At 66.2% G+C, this 17,611-nt stretch carries 15 protein-coding genes and 1 pseudogene; 5 read left to right on the forward strand and 11 right to left on the reverse strand.

Going from position 1 to position 17,611, the window contains the following annotated elements; all coding sequences use genetic code 11:
* Positions 1 to 173: 173 nt before the first annotated feature.
* Positions 174 to 1,118 carry a PEP-CTERM sorting domain-containing protein gene (locus tag V6M37_RS01040; RefSeq protein WP_332670193.1) on the reverse strand — a complete coding sequence of 315 codons (945 nt, stop codon included), beginning with the start codon at positions 1,116 to 1,118 and terminating at the stop codon, positions 174 to 176.
* 279 nt (positions 1,119 to 1,397) lie between these two features.
* Positions 1,398 to 2,621, reverse strand: coding sequence for a glycosyltransferase (locus tag V6M37_RS01045; RefSeq protein ID WP_332670194.1), 1,224 nt, complete (start codon positions 2,619 to 2,621; stop codon positions 1,398 to 1,400).
* A 607-nt stretch (positions 2,622 to 3,228) separates the two neighbouring features.
* On the opposite strand from V6M37_RS01045, the gene V6M37_RS01050 reads away from it, so the two are divergent.
* Entirely contained in the window at positions 3,229 to 3,423 is a 195-nt protein-coding gene (locus V6M37_RS01050; protein ID WP_332670196.1) for a type II secretion system protein GspG, read from the forward strand.
* Between the two features lie 453 nt (positions 3,424 to 3,876).
* On the opposite strand, the gene V6M37_RS01055 is transcribed toward V6M37_RS01050, so the two are convergent.
* The 6 genes from V6M37_RS01055 to radC all read right to left on the reverse strand — a co-directional run bounded on the left by V6M37_RS01055 (position 3,877) and on the right by radC (position 8,528).
* Positions 3,877 to 4,704, reverse strand: coding sequence for an HDOD domain-containing protein (locus V6M37_RS01055; RefSeq protein WP_332670198.1), 828 nt, complete (start codon positions 4,702 to 4,704; stop codon positions 3,877 to 3,879).
* A 34-nt stretch (positions 4,705 to 4,738) separates the two neighbouring features.
* Positions 4,739 to 5,854, reverse strand: a complete 1,116-nt coding sequence (proB, locus tag V6M37_RS01060; protein WP_332670200.1) for a glutamate 5-kinase — start codon at positions 5,852 to 5,854, stop codon at positions 4,739 to 4,741.
* Positions 5,855 to 5,872: 18 nt separating this feature from the next.
* Positions 5,873 to 7,078, reverse strand: a complete 1,206-nt coding sequence (gene cgtA, locus V6M37_RS01065; RefSeq protein ID WP_332670202.1) for an Obg family GTPase CgtA — start codon at positions 7,076 to 7,078, stop codon at positions 5,873 to 5,875.
* Between the two features lie 76 nt (positions 7,079 to 7,154).
* Positions 7,155 to 7,418 carry a 50S ribosomal protein L27 gene (gene rpmA, locus V6M37_RS01070; protein ID WP_312661450.1) on the reverse strand — a complete coding sequence of 88 codons (264 nt, stop codon included), beginning with the start codon at positions 7,416 to 7,418 and terminating at the stop codon, positions 7,155 to 7,157.
* Positions 7,419 to 7,442: 24 nt separating this feature from the next.
* Positions 7,443 to 7,754 (reverse strand): 50S ribosomal protein L21, encoded by a 312-nt coding sequence (rplU, locus tag V6M37_RS01075; RefSeq protein WP_312661449.1) that lies wholly within the window; start codon positions 7,752 to 7,754, stop codon positions 7,443 to 7,445.
* 96 nt (positions 7,755 to 7,850) lie between these two features.
* Positions 7,851 to 8,528: a RadC family protein gene (radC, locus tag V6M37_RS01080; protein WP_332670210.1), complete on the reverse strand. Its 678-nt coding sequence runs from the start codon at positions 8,526 to 8,528 to the stop codon at positions 7,851 to 7,853.
* A gap of 46 nt (positions 8,529 to 8,574) precedes the next feature.
* On the opposite strand from radC, the gene coaBC reads away from it, so the two are divergent.
* The 3 genes from coaBC (at position 8,575) to V6M37_RS01095 (ending at position 10,766) form a co-directional block, all read left to right on the forward strand.
* Entirely contained in the window at positions 8,575 to 9,786 is a 1,212-nt protein-coding gene (gene coaBC / locus V6M37_RS01085) for a bifunctional phosphopantothenoylcysteine decarboxylase/phosphopantothenate--cysteine ligase CoaBC (protein ID WP_332670212.1), read from the forward strand.
* Between the two features lie 105 nt (positions 9,787 to 9,891).
* Positions 9,892 to 10,341, forward strand: coding sequence for a dUTP diphosphatase (dut, locus tag V6M37_RS01090; protein WP_332670215.1), 450 nt, complete (start codon positions 9,892 to 9,894; stop codon positions 10,339 to 10,341).
* A gap of 2 nt (positions 10,342 to 10,343) precedes the next feature.
* The gene (locus V6M37_RS01095; protein WP_332670216.1) at positions 10,344 to 10,766 is read left to right on the forward strand and encodes an NUDIX hydrolase; all 423 of its coding nucleotides are present in this window, start codon (positions 10,344 to 10,346) and stop codon (positions 10,764 to 10,766) included.
* Positions 10,767 to 10,806: 40 nt separating this feature from the next.
* Here the strand turns inward: V6M37_RS01095 and aceK are convergent, their stop codons facing one another.
* The 3 genes and pseudogenes from aceK to V6M37_RS01110 all read right to left on the reverse strand — a co-directional run bounded on the left by aceK (position 10,807) and on the right by V6M37_RS01110 (position 14,839).
* Positions 10,807 to 12,582: a bifunctional isocitrate dehydrogenase kinase/phosphatase gene (gene aceK, locus V6M37_RS01100; RefSeq protein WP_332670219.1), complete on the reverse strand. Its 1,776-nt coding sequence runs from the start codon at positions 12,580 to 12,582 to the stop codon at positions 10,807 to 10,809.
* 58 nt (positions 12,583 to 12,640) lie between these two features.
* Positions 12,641 to 13,423, reverse strand: a pseudogene (locus tag V6M37_RS01105) (alpha,alpha-trehalose-phosphate synthase (UDP-forming)).
* A 159-nt stretch (positions 13,424 to 13,582) separates the two neighbouring features.
* Positions 13,583 to 14,839, reverse strand: coding sequence for an MFS transporter (locus tag V6M37_RS01110; RefSeq protein WP_332670221.1), 1,257 nt, complete (start codon positions 14,837 to 14,839; stop codon positions 13,583 to 13,585).
* A gap of 379 nt (positions 14,840 to 15,218) precedes the next feature.
* Between V6M37_RS01110 and V6M37_RS01115 the strand changes: the two genes are divergently transcribed.
* A complete protein-coding gene (locus V6M37_RS01115; RefSeq protein ID WP_332670223.1) occupies positions 15,219 to 17,456 on the forward strand; it encodes an NADP-dependent isocitrate dehydrogenase in 2,238 nt (745 codons plus the stop codon).
* Positions 17,457 to 17,611 lie beyond the last annotated feature (155 nt).

Genomic DNA, 17,611 nt, shown 5'->3' on the forward strand with positions numbered 1-17,611 from the left:
ATTTCCTGCTGCAGCGGCGATGTAGATGCGCGCCGTATGTCCGTGGCTCGGGCCGGTCCGAAAAAGAGCACGCTTTTTCGCCGCGACATGTGCGCCTTCGATCAATGTGTGGCATGAACCGAGAAAAAAAAGGGCGCCTTGCGGCGCCCTTCGTTGCGGCTCGGAGAAACTGCTTACGCTTTTTCCTCGCGGCGGCGCGAACGGACAAAGCCGAGGGCGCCGAGGCCGAGGCCGAGAAGGGCAAGCGACGCCGGTTCGGGAACCTCCTGCGACTGGAACGACGTGCTGCCGTCCTGCTGGAACAGGAAATCGCACGCCGACACCCCGGGAGCGCACGCGTAGCCGTTGCCTGCAGTCCCGTTAGGGGCTAGTCCGAACACAGGGGCGATGCCGGCGACCTGACGGGCAGGGTTCGTCTCGGTGAACGGCGTCTTCAGGTTCGCCGTGTGGTTCAGGTCGAAGATCAGGGAGCTGATATTCGACAGGAAGAAGGCGAAGTCCTGCATCTGCACGTCGGCATTAATGGTGTTGCTGCCGGTCGCGCTCACCGTCGTTGTCGTGCCCCACTGGTTCCCGTCAGCGCTCTGGTCCAGCAGGGTCGGGGTGGTGTTCGTAATGGCGAAGATACCGTTGCTCTCGACAACGACGCCGGACATGATCAGCGTCCCGTCGTTATAACCCGTGCCATTCAGGACGTCGGCGTTGACGACATCATCGTAGTAGACGCTGAAGAAATTCACCGAGGCGTTGGGGTCCAGCGCAAAGGTGCCGATGAGGCCGCCGTTAAAGGAGCTGCCGATCTCACCGAAGCCGGCTTCGAACGTGATTTCGAAATCGCTCCCGAGTCCGGTCCCGAGGATCGGGTCGCCATTGCTGTCGAGGAAGTTGCCAAGACTTGCCTGCGCGTAGAGATCAAAGCTGGTCGTGCCGGGAGCCGCAGCGAGCGGAATCGCATTGTCGGCGAGAGCATTGTCGACGGTCCAGTCGAAGCTGCCGACCGAGATCACCCCCCCAGCATCCCCGCCGTTGGTGTCGAACTGGACGACGTCGGCCGCTTGAGCGGCCCCGCCGAAGGCCAGTGCGAGCGCGGCCGCGAGCGTCTGTTTTTGCCATTCCATGTAAAGCTCTCCTTGTCAGATTCACCGGATCGGGTTTCGTCCGGAGCCTGGCGCTCTAAAAGCACTTGCTATGCCAATATTTACAATCATAAGAAAATCAATGGCATATGCGATTGATGCGGGACGGGACGCCCGCTTTGGCGTGGCGGTGTAAAGAAATCCGACATTGAAAGGCCGGTTCTGGCGTCCCGGCTTCGGTCGACCGGGCTCCTGTGTCGAGTGGCGGCGCACCGACCGTTGAACCGGCGCCGGGTGTCGGGAAACGGGAAAACGCGAGGCTCAGCGGCGGCGCTCGCGACTCGCGCGCGTGAGCAGTTGCGTCAGGTGCGTATGGAAGGCTTGGGCCGGGTTGACGTCGTCGAGCGTCTGCGCCAACGCTCGGGCGCGGGTGGCGAACCGCGTGTCGTGCAACAACTGCTCGAGTGCGCGGTGCAGGCGCGTTCCGCTGGCTCGGTCGGCGCGCACCAGGACCCCGGCCCCGAACTGTTCGACGGCACGCATGTTGAGGAACTGATCCATGTTGCGGACGACGCCGAGTACCGGCACGCCATTCGCGAGCGCCTGGTTCGTGGTGGGGCTGCCGCCATTGCACACGACCAGGCTTGCATGTTTGCAGACGAGATCGCCGGGCAGGAAGTCGAACACTCGCGTTCGTCGCATTTCGAGGTTTGGGGGCAGGGGGCGGCCGGCGGAGCTAAGGAGTATCGGGAGGCCGGTGTCCTCGAGGGCTGGGAGGAGGTTCCGCAGAACCCGCGTATCTCCGGAACTTCCCATCGTCACATAGATCGACCCGGATTCAAGCTGCGCGGGTTCCGCGACACGTGCGGGCGACCAGGCGACCGGGCCGACAAAGGCGGCTTGGCTGCTTGTGCGGATGTCCGGGAACAACGCCGGAAAATTCCCGAACAGGCGCAGGTCCGCGTCGGTGTAGCAGCGGCGCAGGTCGTAGCCGAGCGACGGCAGGCCGAAGCGGGCGCGCAGTCGCTTGATCGGGATGCTGTGAAGCCGTAATGCCAGCGGTGAAACGAGCTTGAACAAACCCTGCGCCAGCGGGAGAGGCGTATGACGGGTAAAGCTCATTACTGGCAACGGTGGCCGTAGCGCCGCCTCCGGGCTCCAGTAGGCGTCGCAGATCGTGGCGTACGGTACATGCCGGAGGCGGGCGCTCACCGACAGCGACAGGCGGAAATCGCCCACGATAAGGTCGGGGGTCTCGGCGTCGATCAGGGCAAGGTCATCCTCCACGTAACGCACAAGAGTAGGAAAGCCGTATAGGGGGAGTCCCCGGTCGAGCCGCCGCGAAAAGACCGACGCATCCTGGCAGGCGAGCGGCAAGAGTCGAAACGGAGAGTCTGCGGTCAGCCATGCGAAAGCGGCCGGACGCGCAAAGCAGATTTCGAAGCGGCCTGGATCCAGCGAGTTCGCCAGGACGAATGGCCGCGCGACATGCGCCAAGGTCGCCCCTTCGGCGAAGAACAGGATCTTGAGCTTTGCACCTAGCATATTCGATCGGGATTGGATTAGCTGCGCACAGCGGGGCCTCCGGAAATATGCCGCCCTCTGAGTGCCTGCCGAGACGGAGGGATTCGGGGGCTACACGTCGCAGTCAGGGCAGCCAGGGGGCTCCAAGCGGGGGATGTCGCTTCGTAAGGCGCGGGTCGGAAAATTTTTCGTAGTGAGTTAGGACCTTCGGTACGTAGCTGCCGCCCGCGGCACGGGCCGGTGTCGCCCCGAGCAAGCGGCGGTGCCGCGGGTCGCTCGGCGCGTCGCTGAAATGGAAGATGCCCCGCTCGTCGGGGAAGCCGTACAACTGATCGGCCCGAGACGGGGCGGCCACGCCCGATGCGAGCGCTGCGGAAAGGAGCAGCACGCCGTGAAGGCTGCGGCTCGATACGGGCTGGCATGTGCGTCGGGAGGGACGGAATCGTGCTCGGTCCGGCATCGTGGTCCGCTTGTTCACATCGGCACTCCAGGGCGGGCACGCGCGACGCGTTATCGCGGACGAGTGGGGCTGCCGCGGCGCCGCGTGCACGATTTCCGGCAATGTCTGCATGCTAATGTTAGCGCATGACTTCAACGGCGGAGCTTTCCATGCGGCGGCGAGGTGCGAATGCTCCTCGAACTGCTGGTCGTGATGGTCATCATCGGTTTGCTCGCCGGCTATGTCGGACCCCATTTCTCGCAGATCACCAAATCCGAGGTCAAGGCCGCCCGCGCGCAGATCGACGCGCTCGAAAAGGCGCTGGACCAGTGCCGTATCGATGTCGGGCATACCCGACGACCGAGCAGGGCTCGCCGGCGCTGATGGCGGCCCGTCGGCGGGCTCGTCGTGCTGTTACTGCTCGGCTACGTCGTGCCGCGCTTCTCGCATATCTACGAGGACGTCGGCAGTGATCTGTCGTTCATGTCGCGATTGTTGCTCGACTGGGGGCCGTTCGTCGAGGTGCAGGCGATCGTGCTCGGAGCCGTCGTGCTCGCGACGGGCGATCATCGCGACCCCGCTGTCGATCGCCGCACCGCGATATTTCGACCACCTCGACTGTGCGCGCGAAGCGACGCTGCGGCAGTCGCTCGAAGTCATGTGCGATCCCGACAGGCTGCAGCCGCTCGTCGAGGATCTGCGCAATGGGGCGCTCGCCCGCCACCTGCGGCGTATCCACCGGAGATCCGTTCGCCGGCGAGACGATATGGGGACGTGAAAAGGTGGCCGGGCAGATTACCGGCATTTACAGCCTCGCGCCCGCCACGCCGATTGCGGCTAGCCGTTTACCGCAGCAACGAGCGAACGCAGTTCCTCGCGCGACTCGTCGATGATCGCCGCGACCGCTTTATCAGCGGCGACGCGTGGCACCGCGCGCGTCGCGAACGGATTGACGTTCGCGGCGAGGTGGTTTGCCATGTAGAGGACGTTCGCCAGGGTTACGGGAACGTCCGTGTCGAACGGGATCTCGTGATCGGTCACCGCGTCGAGAATCCGGTCCGGCGTTTCGAGCGCGCCGAGCACCGCGTGGCCGATGCTCGCGTGCCACTCGAACAACAGGCGGCCGACGTCTTCGTCGTCGCGCAGCACTTCCGGATGGCGGGCGATCCGCGACAGCAGGTAGAAGTGGCCGATGTCGTGCACCAGGCCGGCGAACATCGCCTCGTGGGGGTTGATGTTCGTCATCCGGCGCGCGATGACGAACGACAAGGCGGCGACTTCGAGGCTGTGCTCCCACAGCTGCCGTCCGCTGGCGAGGTAGGGGCCCATCTGCTTCTCGAGCATCAACTGCTCGATCGCGACCGAGATCGCAACCGACCGGATCGACGAGAAACCGACCCGCATCACCGCACTGCGGACGTCGCCGACGTCCTTGCCGGACGGGTTCAGCGCGACCGAATTTGCGAGCCGAATGATTTTCGCCGACACGAGCGGTTCGGTGAGGATCAGCCGGCTCAGCGCCTCGACCGTGATGTCCGGATTGTTCATCGCGATCCGGATCTTCATCGCGGCGTCGAGGAAGGTCGGAAAGTTCACGTCGCCCGACGACAGGTCGTCGGCGATCTGCATCAGGAACCGGTGGGCCGGAGAGTTCTGTGTGGTCATCCTCGGGTCCGGGAGCGGATGACTGCGCGCGCGGCTATCGCAGGACCATGTTGTCGCGGTGGATCAGCTCGGGCTCGTCGATATAACCGAGCAGCTTTTCGATCTCGGCGCTCGCCTTGCGTGCGACGCGGCGGCATTCGTTGCCGCTGTAATTGACGAGTCCGCGCCCGATTTCCTCGCCGGCGCCGTTGCGAAGTACGACCGCCGCGCCGCGCTCGAAATCCCCGCGCACGTCGACGACGCCGACCGGCAGCAGGCTGCGGCCGCTGCGCAGCGCCGACACCGCGCCGTCGTCGAGGACCATGTCGCCGGCGAGCTGCAGGTGGTCGGCGAGCCATTGCTTGCGCGCCTGCAGCGGCGAGCTGGTCGCGAAGAGCAGGGTGCCGAGCGGCTCGCCGTTCGCGAGGCGGACGAGCCCTTCGGCCTCGTGGCCGCTCGCGATGCAGGTGTGCGCACCGCTTCGTGCGGCGCGCTGTGCGGCGCGGATCTTCGTGATCATCCCGCCCTTGCTGATGCCGCTGCCGGCGCCGCCGGCCATCGCCTCGTAGGCATGGTCCTCGGCGCGTCCTTCCGACACCAGCGTCGCGACGGGGTCGCGGCGCGGATCCGCGGTGTACAGGCCCTGCTGGTCGGTGAGGATGATCAGCGCGTGCGCTTCGATGAGGTTCGCGACCAGTGCGCCGAGCGTGTCGTTGTCGCCGAACTTAATCTCGTCGGTGACGATCGTGTCGTTCTCGTTGATGATCGGCACGACGCCCAGGTCGAGCAGCGTCGTCAGCGTTGAACGCGCGTTGAGGTAGCGCTTGCGGTCGGAGAGGTCGTCATGGGTCAGCAGGATCTGCGCGGTGTGGAGGTTGTGCCGCGAAAACGCGTCCTCGTAAGCTTCGACGAGGCCCATCTGGCCGACGGCGGCGGCGGCCTGCAGCTTGTGCATCTCGTGCGGGCGCTTCGTCCAGCCCAATCGCTGCATCCCGGCGGCGATCGCGCCCGACGACACCAGGACGACCTGCCGCCCGCTCTCGCGCAGCGCGGCGATCTGGCGCGCCCACTCCGCCATCGCAGCCTTGTCGAGTCCGGTGCCGTTGTTGGTGACGAGCGCGCTGCCGACCTTCACGACGAGGCGGCGCGCGGTGCGGATCTTGTTTCTCATGATGGCTGGACGGGCGTGCTAGCGGGTACGGGGCGAAGGTTTTTCGTCGGCGTCGGGCGCGGCGGCTTCGTTTTCGCGGTCCGGGTCGTCGCTGTCGTCCGCGAGGATCGCTTGAAGCCGTTCCTGGTAGGCCGCTTCCGCGCGCGCTTCAGCTTCGGCCGCCGCGAGCGCCTCCGCGTGGGCGCGCTCTGCGCGTTCGGCGTCCGCCTCGGCGCGGCCGGCGTCAAGGAAATCCTGGATCGCGAAGATCAGCTTACGGCAGCCGTCCCCGGTCAGCGCCGAGATTTCGAAATGCCGCTCTACTGGACCGTAGGCCTCAAGAAAGGCGGCCACGCGCGCCGCGCGCTCGTCTTCCGGGATCAGGTCCAGCTTGTTCAACGCGAGCCAGCGGGGTTTCTCGTACAGCGATTCGTCGTACTTGCGCAGTTCCTCGACGATCGCCTTCGCGTCCCGCACCGGGTCGACGTCGGGGTCGAACGGCGCAAGGTCGACGAGATGCAGCAGCACGCGCGTGCGCTGCAGGTGACGCAGGAACTGGTGGCCGAGGCCGGCGCCTTCGGCCGCGCCTTCGATAAGGCCCGGAATGTCGGCGATGACGAAGCTGCGGTTCTCGTCGGTCCGCACGACGCCGAGGTTCGGCGCGAGCGTTGTGAACGGGTAGTCGGCAACCTTCGGCTTCGCCGCGGAGACCGAGCGGATGAAGGTCGACTTGCCCGCATTGGGCATACCGAGGAGGCCGACGTCGGCGAGCACCTTGAGTTCGAGGCGCAGGCCGCGGCGTTCGCCTTCCTCGCCCATCGTGCGCTTCCTCGGCGCGCGGTTGACGCTCGACTTGAAGTGCAGGTTGCCCAGGCCACCCTTGCCGCCGCGCGCGATCAGCGCCCGCTTGCCGTCTTCGTCGAGGTCGGCGACCGGCTCGCCGGTTTCGAGGTCGCTGATCACCGTCCCGACCGGCATGCGCAGCACGATGTCTTCGCCGCTCTTGCCGTAGCAGTCCTTGTTGCCGCCGTTCTCGCCGCGCTGGGCGCGGTGCGTGCGGGTGAAGCGGTAATCGACGAGCGTGTTGAGGTTGCGGTCGGCGACCGCGAGGATGCTGCCGCCGCGCCCGCCGTCGCCGCCGTCGGGGCCGCCGCGCGGGATGAACTTCTCGCGCCGGAACGATGCCGAGCCGTTGCCGCCGTCGCCGGCGATGACTTCGATGCGCGCTTCGTCAATGAACTTCATGTGTGTTAAGCCTGTGCCAAAAACAAAAAAGCCCTACCGCAAGGATAGGGCTTTTCGAACCGGAACGCCGCCAGGATCAGGCAGCTTCGGGCACGATGACGACGGTGCGGCGGCGCTGCGCGCCCTTGATCGTGAACTGCACGGTGCCGTCCGTCAGCGCGAACAGCGTGTGGTCCTTGCCGATGCCGACGTTTTCGCCCGGGTGATATTCGGTGCCGCGCTGGCGAACGATGATGTTGCCGGCGAGCACGAACTGGCCGCCGTAGCGCTTGACGCCGAGTCGTTTCGATTCCGAGTCGCGGCCGTTACGGGAACTACCGCCAGCTTTTTTGTGTGCCATGACGAATTACCTCCTACTGGCGAATCAGGCCGAGATCGCTTCGATGCGAAGCTCGGTGTAGTTCTGACGATGCCCCTGGTGCTTCTGGTAGTGCTTGCGGCGGCGCATCTTGAAAATCTTGATCTTGTCGTGCCGGCCGTGGGAAACCACGGTGGCCTTGACTACGGCGCCGGAAACCACCGGGGTGCCGATCTTGACCGACTCGCCCTCGCCGACCATGAAAACCTGGTCGATGGTGATTTCGGAGCCCACGTCAGCCGGTATCTGTTCTACCTTGATCTTTTCGCCGGCCGCGACGCGATACTGCTTGCCGCCGGTTTTTATCACCGCGTACATGGTGTTGCTCCAGTTGATGGTTTTGCAAAAGAATCGGGCACTCTAATCGGGTGAGGCTCGTTCGTCAAGGAATTCAATGCCTTCCGCACTGCTTGACTAGAGCAGGCCGCGTTCGGCGAACGACAGGGGCTTCGCGTGCGCGGTGACGATGAAGTGGTCGAGCACGCGGATGTCCACGAGTTCGAGCGCCTGTTTGAGGCTGCGCGTCAGCAACTCGTCGGCCGAACTCGGCTCGGCGGCGCCGGAAGGGTGGTTGTGCGCGAGGATCACCGCGGCGGCGTTGCGGGCGAGCGCGAGCTTCACGACTTCGCGGGGATAGACGCTCGTCTGCGTCAACGTGCCGCGGAAGAGTTCGGCCGCTTCGATCAGGCGGTTGCGCGCGTCGAGCAGCAGCACATAGAACACCTCGTGCGGCAGCGAGCCGATGCGAAGGCGCAGCCAGTCGCGCACCGTCCCCGGCGACTCGAACACGTCGGCGTCGTTCATCTGCTCGGACAGCGCGCGCCGCGCCAGTTCCATGACCGCCTGCAGTTGGGCATACTTCGCGACGCCCATGCCCGGGATCGCGGCGAATTCGTTCGCGGACGCGGCGCACAGCCGGGTCAGCGAGCCGAAAGTGCCGAGCAGCTCGCGCGCAAGATCGACGGCGGTCTTGCCGCGGATGCCGACGCGCAGGAAGAGTGCGAGAAGTTCGGCGTCGGACAGCGCAGCCGCGCCGCGCCCGAGGAGTTTTTCGCGCGGCCGTTCGTCTGCCGGCCAGTCGGTGATTGCCATGAGTTTCGGGGGGGACGGTGGTGCGGCCAATTATACGGAATATGACATGAGCGAATTGAGCGGGCGCAGGATCGTGCTCGGCGTCACCGGCGGTGTCGCCGCCTACAAGGCGGCGGAACTCGTGCGGCTGCTCGGCAAGGCGGGCGCCGAAGTCCACGTGGTGCTGACCGAAGGCGGCGCGCGCTTCGTGACGCCGGTGACCTTCCAGGCGCTGTCGGGCAATCCGGTGTGGACCGACCTGTGGGACCCGCGCGTCGCGAACAACATGGCGCACATCGACCTGACCCGCGGTGCGGACGCGATCCTCGTCGCGCCGGCGACCGCCGACGTCATCGCGAAGTTGGTTCACGGCCTCGCCGATGATCTGCTGACGACGCTGTGCCTCGCGCGTGAGTGCCCGCTCGTCGTCGCGCCGGCGATGAACCGCCAGATGTGGGAGCACCCCGCGACGCGCCGCAACGTCGCCCAGCTTGCGGCGGATGGTGCGAGCGTCCTCGGCCCGGGCGCCGGCGACCAGGCCTGCGGCGAGGTCGGCATGGGGCGGATGCTCGAACCGGACGAACTGCTCGAACACCTGATCGCATTCTTCGAGCCGAAGCGGCTCGCGGGGCGCCGGGTCGTGATGACGGCCGGGCCGACCTTCGAGGCGATCGACCCGGTGCGCGGCATCACGAACACGAGTTCCGGCAAGATGGGTTATGCGATCGCGCAGGCGTGCCGGCGCGCCGGGGCGGACGTGCTGCTCGTCAGCGGTCCGACCGGGCTTGCGCCGCCGCTCGGCGTCGAGCGCGTCGAGGTGCGCAGCGCGCTCGAGATGCGCGACGCGGTGCTGGGCGGGCTGGCGGGTGCGGACGTTTTCATCGGCGTCGCCGCGGTCGCCGACTACCGGCCGGTCGAGGCGGCCGAACACAAGGTCAAGAAGTCGGCGGCGGAGTTGAGCCTGACGCTGACGCCGAATCCGGACATCCTCGCCGAAGTCGCGGCGCGGCCCGACGCGCCGTTCTGCGTCGGCTTCGCCGCCGAGAGCCGCGACCTCGACGCCTACGCGGAAGGCAAGCGGCGCGCGAAGCGGCTGCCGATGCTGGTCGGCAACCTCGTGCAGGATGGCCTCGGCGGCGACGACAACGAGGTGATCCTGTACGACGACGTCGGCCGCCATCCGCAGCCGCGCGCCGCGAAGACCGTCGTCGCACAGAAGATCGTCGAGCATCTCGCCGGGTTGCTCGCGACGACGGCGGATCCACCGCCCGCGCGCTGAGCCGGCGGCCGGCAGGTGCCGCAACGGTCGCGAGTCGTGTACATTCCGCAGCGGCTGCGCGGCCCGTCCGGCGCGCGCGATGAATTCTTCAGTTGCGGGGGAACCATGCACCGAATAGACGTCAAGATTCTCGACGACCGCCTGCGCACGCATACGCCCGGCTACGCGACGCCGGGCGCCGCCGGCCTCGATCTGCGCGCGTGCCTCAACGCGCCGGTCAGCCTTCATCCCGGTGAAACCTCGCTGATCCCGAGCGGCCTCGCGATCCATCTCGCCGACCCGGGACTCGCGGCGATGGTCTTGCCACGGTCCGGGCTCGGCCACAAGCACGGCATCGTGCTCGGCAACCTCGTCGGCCTGATCGATTCCGATTACCAGGGGCAGATCTTCGTCTCGGTGTGGAACCGCGGGCGCGAGACTTTCACCGTGCAGCCGATGGAGCGCATCGCGCAGCTCGTCGTCGTGCCCGTCCTGCAGGTCGGCTTCAACATCGTCGAGGAGTTCGCGGAAAGCGACCGCGGCACGGGCGGTTTCGGCAGCACCGGCAAGCACTGACGATGCGCGCCGGGATTCCCGTCGGCGTGCATGTCATCGTCGAGCGGGACGGGCGCGTCCTGCTGATGCGCCGCGCCGGCACCGGTTTTTTCGACGGCCTGTTCAGCCTGCCGGGCGGGCACGTCGAGCCCGGCGAATCGCTGCGCGCGGCGGCGGCGCGCGAGATGCGCGAGGAGACGGGGCTGTGCTTCGACGCGGATTCGCTCGCATACGTCGGCGTCGTGCACCGGCTGTCGGACACGAACCGCGTCGACTTCTTCTGTCGGGCGGGGGGCTGTCCGGGCGAGCCGCAGATCCGCGAGCCCGAAAAGTGCGACGAGCTTCGGTGGTTCGACCGCGACCGGCTGCCGCCGGACGTCGTGCCCTACGTTCGCGCGGCGCTCGAAGCGGGTGCGGGGCCGTGGGTGATCGAGCTCGGCTGGTGAGTTCGCCGACGGAGCACCGGCCGAACCGCGATGCGGGACGTCACGCGGCGCTGCTTTCGCCCGTCGCCGCCGCGTCCGGCTCGTAACGGAAGCGCAATTCGAGCGGATACGGGAAGAAGTCCTCGAGGTAGCCCCGCCGGATCGAGGACTGGACGTCCTGCCAGAACTTCGCGTCGAGCAGGTCGCGGTGATATTTCAGGAAGGCTTTGCGCACGCGCGGCGACCCGAGCAGGAAGGTCGCGAATTCCTCGGGAAACACGTCCATCGGTCCCCCCGCGTACCACGGCTCGCTCGCCATCTCCATCTCCGGGAACGGCGCCGGCGGAATCCGGCGGAAGTTCATGTCGGTCATGAATTCGATTTCGTCGTAGTCGTAGAACACGACGCGGCCGTAGCGCGTGACGCCGAAGTTCTTCCACAGCATGTCGCCGGGGAAGATGTTCGCGGTCGCGAGCTCGCGGATCGCGTTGCCGTACTCCTTCACAACGTAGTCGACCTGCTCGTCGTCGGCGCGCTCGAGATAGATGTTCAACGGCATCATCCGCCGCTCGATATACAGGTGCTTGATGATCACCGAGTCGCCTTCGATCTCGAACGCGGACGGCGCGAGCGTGCACAGCTCGTCGAGGAGTTCCGGGTGGAAGCGTGACAGCGGCAGCGCGGCGTACGAGAACTCCAAGGTGTCCGCCATCCGGCCGACGCGGTCGACCTGCTTGACCATCAGGTACTTGCGCTTGACCGTGGCACGGTCCATGTTTTTCGACGGCCCGAAAACGTCCTTGATGATCTTGAACACGTAGGGATAGGACGGCAGCGTGAACACGAGCATCACGAGGCCGCGGATGCCGGGGGCGACCGTGAATTGGTCGTTCGAATGGCGCAGGTGGGCGATCAGGTCGCGGAAGAACATCGTCTTGCCCTGCTTGCCGAGCCCGAGCATCGTGTACAGCTCGGAGCGGTGCTTGTTCGGCATGATCGAGCGCAGGAACTGCACGTACCCCGAGGGCACTTCCATGTCGACGAGAAAGTATGCGCGCGACAGCGAGAACAGCACCGAGATGCGCCACGGATCGAGCAGGATCGTGTCGATTTCGAGGAGGCCCGCCTTGTTGTGGCGGACGGCGATCGCGAACGGGTACTCCTGGTAGCCATTGACGGCCTTGCCGATGATGTACGCGGTCTTGTTGCGGTAGAACGCCGAATACAGCACCTGGATCTGGCAGTTGACCTCCATGTCCGGCCATTCGCCGAGATGGGCGCGCATCGCCTTCAGGATGTTGTCGACGTCGCGGTCGAGGTCCTCGAACGGCCGCTGCCAGTCGAAGTCCTCGATGATGCGCCGCACCGTCGTGCGTAGGCCCTCGTCCTGCGGGTAATAGCTGCTGTAGACGGGCGGGTAGGACTCGATGTATTCGATCGAGACCGCGGGGCGCGCGAAGAGATAGTCGTTGTTGAAGTAGGTCCGGTGCAGGATCTTGCAGCACACCGAATTGAAGAAGGTCTCGGCGAGCTCCGGCTGCTTGTGCCGCATCAGGATGCCGATGTACTGGAGCTTCAGTTGCTGCCAGGTGTTGTCGTCGAGCGAGTCGGCGTCGAATTCGTCGCGCAGCCGCCGCACCGCTTCGTCCACGCGGTCGTCGTAGAACTGCACGCGGACGCGCACCGCCTCGAGCTGTGCCTGCCAGTCGGCGGCCTCGAAGCTCACCTTCGCGCGGCGCGAGGTCTCGCGGAAGATGCGGTAGTGCTTGTTGAAGCCTTCGATCATCGCCTGTGCGATCGAATGGGCGACGGGGTTTTCCCCCAGCGGTGCGTCCATGCGTCCCTCGTGCCGATGCGGCGGGCCGGGCCCGCCTGACGTCGCTGCGGGCGCTATCTTAACCCGGAAGCGGCACGTCTCCCGTGCGCGGGCCGACCGCGGTTGCGGCGTCGAGGAAGTCTTTGCCCCACGCGTGGATGTCGTTGTGCTCGACGATCGCGAACAGCTCGCGCAGCCGCGATTCGGCCTCGGCGGCGTTCATCGCGATCGCCTGGTACAGGCGCGCGGCAAGGTCGGCGGCGTCGTGCGGGTTCGTCAGCACCGCGCCATGCAGCTCCGCGGCGGCACCGGCGAACTCGGACAGCACGAGCACGCCGCGCCCGCCGGCCACGCCCTGCGTCGCGACGTATTCCTTCGCGACGAGGTTGAGTCCGTCGCGCAGCGGCGTGATCCACATCACGTCGGCCATCGCGTACCACGCGACGACTTCTTCGAACGGCAGCGCACGGAAGAAGAACTGCACCGGGGTCCAGCCGATCTGCGAGAAGCGGCCGTTGATGCGGCCGACCGCCTGTTCGATCTGCGTCTGCAGCGCGTCGTAGATCGTCATCTCCTTCGCCGCCGGCACGCAGACGGTCATCAGCGCCACCTAGCCCTGCAGTTCCGGGTGGTCGTCGAGAAGGTGCTCGAACGCGAGGAGCTTTTCGAGCGTGCCCTTCGTGTAGTCGAGCCGTTCGACCGACAGGATCACGCGCGTCGCGGCGAGCTCATCCCGCAGCTTCGCCATCCGGGCGTGCGTCGCGTCGCTCGCGAGGATCGCGCGCACGCGCCCGACGTCGAGGCCGACCGGGTGCGCGCCGAGGCCGATGCGCCGCCCGGGCACTTCGATCGCGGTCGTCACTTCGTCGAGACCGACCGCGCAGCCGTACGTGGGCGCAGCCGCTGTTCCGGGTGGCCGGCGAGAAAGGTGCCGTCGAGATCGGTCGCAAGTAACATGAAAGTCCTCCAGTTTCTGGTTGAACGCCGACATCGTTGCCGACTGGATGGAAAGATCGGGGGCTCAATCCCGGGGGGAGCCGTGTGGGGCGCTCGACGCGTCGTCGTTCGGATTCATCATCTCGAGGACGGTCGGTGACGTGCGCAGCATCGGCACGCAGTGCGCCGGCCCCTCGACGATCTCGTCGGCGCGGTGGCGCGCCTGCCACAGCCCGAACACCGCGAGCGGCGCGAACGCGACGACGAAATGCAGCGGCAGCGCGGCGGGGCCGATGACGCCCATCAACGCGCCGGCGAGTGCCGGGCCGAACGCGGCGGCGAGCCCATGCAGCAGCAGGATTCCGGCATTGCCGGCGAGGATCTCCCCGTGCGGGAGGTGGTCGATCAGGTGCGCGATGACGAGCGGATAGACCGCGAAGCCGGCCGCGCCGAACAGGAACGCGCCGACGAGCACCATCGGGCCGAACTGGCCGAGCACGATCATCAGCGCCGCCGAGGCCGCCGCCGCCGCGGCGACCCAGCCCAGCGTGCGGCGGCGGTCGTGCCGGTCCGAAAAATGCCCGACCGGCCACTGCGTCACCGCGCCGCCGAGAATCGCGAACGTCATCAGCAGGCCGATGTCGCCCTGCTCGAGGCCGATCTGTTGCCCGTAGACCGGCGCCATCGTCCAGAAGGCGCCCATGCCGAGCCCCGACGCGCAGGCGCCGACGAACGCGAGCGGCGCGACCCGCCACAATTTGCGCACGTCCAGGTGCGGCGCGTCGTGAAGCTCCGGCGGTGCGAACCGTGTCAGCGCGACCGGCATCACCGACAGGCACGCGAAGATCGCAGCGATGGCGAAGAGCGCGAAGCCGGCGGGCGAGGCGATCCGCAGCAGCTGTTGCGCGGCGCCGAGCGCACCGAGGTTCACGACCATGTAGATCGCGAAGATTTTCGCACGCCGGCCGCCGTGGGTTTCGCTGTTGAGCCAGCTCTCGATGACCGTGTAGAAGCCGACGAGCGCGATGCCGGTCAGCAGCCGCAGCACGAACCAGAACGTCGGGTCGACGATCAGCGCGTGCACCAGCACGGTCGCCGCGATGCCGACGCCGAAGAACGCGAACGCGCGGATGTGACCCGTGCGGCGGATCAGGCGCGGCGCGACGAACGTGCCGAGGAAGAAGCCGGCGAAATACGCCGAACCGATGAGGCCGAGCGCTTCCGGGGAAAACCCTTCGAGCGCGCCGCGCAACGCGATCAGCGTGGTCAGCAGGCCCGAGCCGAGCAGCAACAGGGCGATGCCGGAGAGCAGTGCGACGATCGGAAGGAGGAGGTTCGCCATCGCGAGGGCGCGCGCGGACCGGCCGAGCCGAAAAGCGTTCTCAATCCGAGCGCAGGGCCAGGGTCACCACGGTGCGCGGTTCTATATTTGGGCAAACATTGTAACGTGTCGTGCGCCCCGACGCATTCGCGCATTTGGAGGCCCCCGCACGCCATGCGGCGGGGCCGGAAATGCCGGACCGGACCGGCGGCGATATTCCTGATCTTCAGTCTTATATAAGAGTATGATCGCAAGGCTCACTTGCGAGCGCGCCCAGAGGTCTATAATCACGCGCCGTCAAGAGACGACCAGGTGCGATCGAGCCGGGAAGGGAGGTTCGGTCGCCGGTCCTTGCGTCCGTTCGGCTTCGCGCCATACGAAGATAATCCGGGAGAAATGCATGACAACCAAGAGTCCGAAGATCATCTATACGCTCACCGATGAGGCGCCGCTGCTGGCGACCTACTCGCTGCTGCCGATCATCGAAACGTTTACTGCGCCGGTCGGCATCGACATCGTGAAGAGCGACATCTCGGTCGCCGCCCGCGTGCTCGCCGAATTTTCGGACTACCTGTCGGACGCGCAGAAGGTCCCCGACACCCTCGCCGAACTCGGTCGGCTGACGCAGGACCCGGATACGAACATCATCAAGCTGCCGAACGTCAGCGCATCGGTCGCCCAGCTCATTGCGTGCGTCAAGGAGTTGCAGTCGAAGGGCTACGCGATCCCCGACTACCCGGAAGACCCGAAGACCGACGAAGAAAAGGCGCTCAAGACGCGCTACGGCAAGTGCCTCGGCTCCGCGGTGAATCCGGTGCTGCGCGAGGGCAACTCCGACCGCCGCGCGCCGGCCGCGGTCAAGAACTACGCGAAGAAGCACCCGCATTCGATGGGCGAGTGGAAGCAGTGGTCGCAGACCCACGTCTCGCACATGGAGCACGGCGACTTTTATCACGGCGAGAAGTCGATGACCCTCGACCGCGCGCGCAACGTGAAGATGGAGCTCGTCACGAAGGGCGGCAAGAACATCGTGCTGAAGCCGAAAGTCGCGCTGCTCGACGGCGAGATCATCGACTCGATGTTCATGAGCAAGAAGGCGCTGTACGAGTTCTACGAGAAGCAGCTCGACGACTGCCGCGAAGCCGGCATCCTGTTCTCGCTGCACGTGAAGGCGACGATGATGAAGGTCTCGCACCCGATCGTCTTCGGCCACTGCGTGAAGATCTACTACAAGGAAGCCTTCGAGAAGCACGGCAAGCTGTTCGACGAGCTCGGCATCAACGTCAATAACGGCATGGCGACGCTGTACGAGAAGATCGAGACGCTGCCCGAATCGCAGCGCGACGAGATCATCCGCGACCTGCACGCGTGCCAGGAGCACCGCCCGCGCCTCGCGATGGTGGACTCGGCCAAGGGCATCACGAACTTCCATTCGCCCAACGACATCATCGTCGACGCATCGATGCCGGCGATGATCCGCGCCGGCGGCAAGATGTGGGGCGCCGACGGCAAGCAGTACGACGCCAAGGCCGTAATGCCGGAGTCGACCTTCGCGCGCATCTACCAGGAGATGATCAACTTCTGCAAATGGCACGGCAACTTCGACCCGGCGACGATGGGCACGGTGCCGAACGTCGGCCTGATGGCGCAGAAGGCCGAGGAATACGGTTCGCACGACAAGACTTTCGAGATCGCGGAAGACGGCGTCGCGAACATCACCGACCTCGATACCGGTGAAGTCCTGATGTCGCAGGACGTCGAGGCGGGCGACATCTGGCGCATGTGCCAGGTGAAGGACGAGCCGATCCGCGACTGGGTCAAGCTCGCCGTCACGCGCGCCCGCAACTCGGGCACGCCGGCGGTGTTCTGGCTCGACCCCTACCGTCCGCACGAGAGCGAGCTGATCAAGAAGGTGCAGAAGTACCTGAAGGATCACGACACCGCCGGGCTTGACATCCAGATCATGTCGCAGGTCCGCGCGATGCGTTTCACGCTCGAGCGCGTCAAGCGCGGTCTCGACACGATCTCGGTGACCGGCAACATCCTGCGCGACTACCTCACCGACCTCTTCCCGATCATGGAACTCGGCACGAGCGCGAAGATGCTGTCGATCGTCCCGCTGATGGCCGGCGGTGGCATGTACGAAACCGGCGCCGGCGGCTCGGCGCCGAAGCACGTGCAGCAGCTCCTCGAAGAGAACCATCTGCGCTGGGATTCGCTCGGCGAGTTCCTCGCGCTGGCGGTGTCGCTCGAGGAAACGGGCATCAAGACGGGCAACGCGAAGGCGAAAGTGCTCGCCAAGACCCTCGACGAAGCGACCGGCAAGCTGCTCGACAACGACAAGTCGCCGTCGCGCCGCACCGGGCAGATCGACAACCGCGGCAGCCACTTCTACCTCGCGCTGTATTGGGCCGAGGCGCTCGCCGCGCAGAACGAGGACGCGCAGCTGAAGACGCACTTCGCGCCGCTCGCCAAGGTGCTCGCCGACAACGAGCAGAAGATCGTGGAGGAACTGAACTCGGCGCAGGGGAAACCGGCGGACATCGGCGGTTATTACGCCGCCGACCCGGCAAAGGTCGAAGCCGTGATGCGCCCGAGCGCGACGCTGAACGCGCTGCTGGCCACCGCCGCCGCCTGACGGGCGCGAAGTCGTGGGGCCGCTGCTTGCGTTGCGGCCCCCTCCCGAAAAGCCGGCGCTTGCGCCGGCTTTTCTTTTCGTGCGCGGAGTGTGCGCACGGGAGGAACCGGCCCTCGTCCTCGCGCAGCGGCCCGGGGTGGGGCCGATTCGGCCGG

Origin of the sequence: Aromatoleum sp., assembly GCF_036675785.1 — a bacterium.
GTDB lineage: Bacteria > Pseudomonadota > Gammaproteobacteria > Burkholderiales > Rhodocyclaceae > Aromatoleum.

Bases quoted from the DNA above. Each gene is read 5' to 3' on its own strand.
- V6M37_RS01040 (WP_332670193.1), bottom strand. From the start codon at position 1,118: ATGGAATGGCAAAAACAGACGCTCGCGGCCGCGCTCGCACTGGCCTTC.
- V6M37_RS01045 (WP_332670194.1), bottom strand. From the start codon at position 2,621: ATGCTAGGTGCAAAGCTCAAGATCCTGTTCTTCGCCGAAGGGGCGACC.
- V6M37_RS01050 (WP_332670196.1), top strand. From the start codon at position 3,229: ATGCTCCTCGAACTGCTGGTCGTGATGGTCATCATCGGTTTGCTCGCC.
- V6M37_RS01055 (WP_332670198.1), bottom strand. From the start codon at position 4,704: ATGACCACACAGAACTCTCCGGCCCACCGGTTCCTGATGCAGATCGCC.
- proB (WP_332670200.1), bottom strand. From the start codon at position 5,854: ATGAGAAACAAGATCCGCACCGCGCGCCGCCTCGTCGTGAAGGTCGGC.
- cgtA (WP_332670202.1), bottom strand. From the start codon at position 7,078: ATGAAGTTCATTGACGAAGCGCGCATCGAAGTCATCGCCGGCGACGGC.
- rpmA (WP_312661450.1), bottom strand. From the start codon at position 7,418: ATGGCACACAAAAAAGCTGGCGGTAGTTCCCGTAACGGCCGCGACTCG.
- rplU (WP_312661449.1), bottom strand. From the start codon at position 7,754: ATGTACGCGGTGATAAAAACCGGCGGCAAGCAGTATCGCGTCGCGGCC.
- radC (WP_332670210.1), bottom strand. From the start codon at position 8,528: ATGGCAATCACCGACTGGCCGGCAGACGAACGGCCGCGCGAAAAACTC.
- coaBC (WP_332670212.1), top strand. From the start codon at position 8,575: ATGAGCGAATTGAGCGGGCGCAGGATCGTGCTCGGCGTCACCGGCGGT.
- dut (WP_332670215.1), top strand. From the start codon at position 9,892: ATGCACCGAATAGACGTCAAGATTCTCGACGACCGCCTGCGCACGCAT.
- V6M37_RS01095 (WP_332670216.1), top strand. From the start codon at position 10,344: ATGCGCGCCGGGATTCCCGTCGGCGTGCATGTCATCGTCGAGCGGGAC.
- aceK (WP_332670219.1), bottom strand. From the start codon at position 12,582: ATGGACGCACCGCTGGGGGAAAACCCCGTCGCCCATTCGATCGCACAG.
- V6M37_RS01110 (WP_332670221.1), bottom strand. From the start codon at position 14,839: ATGGCGAACCTCCTCCTTCCGATCGTCGCACTGCTCTCCGGCATCGCC.
- V6M37_RS01115 (WP_332670223.1), top strand. From the start codon at position 15,219: ATGACAACCAAGAGTCCGAAGATCATCTATACGCTCACCGATGAGGCG.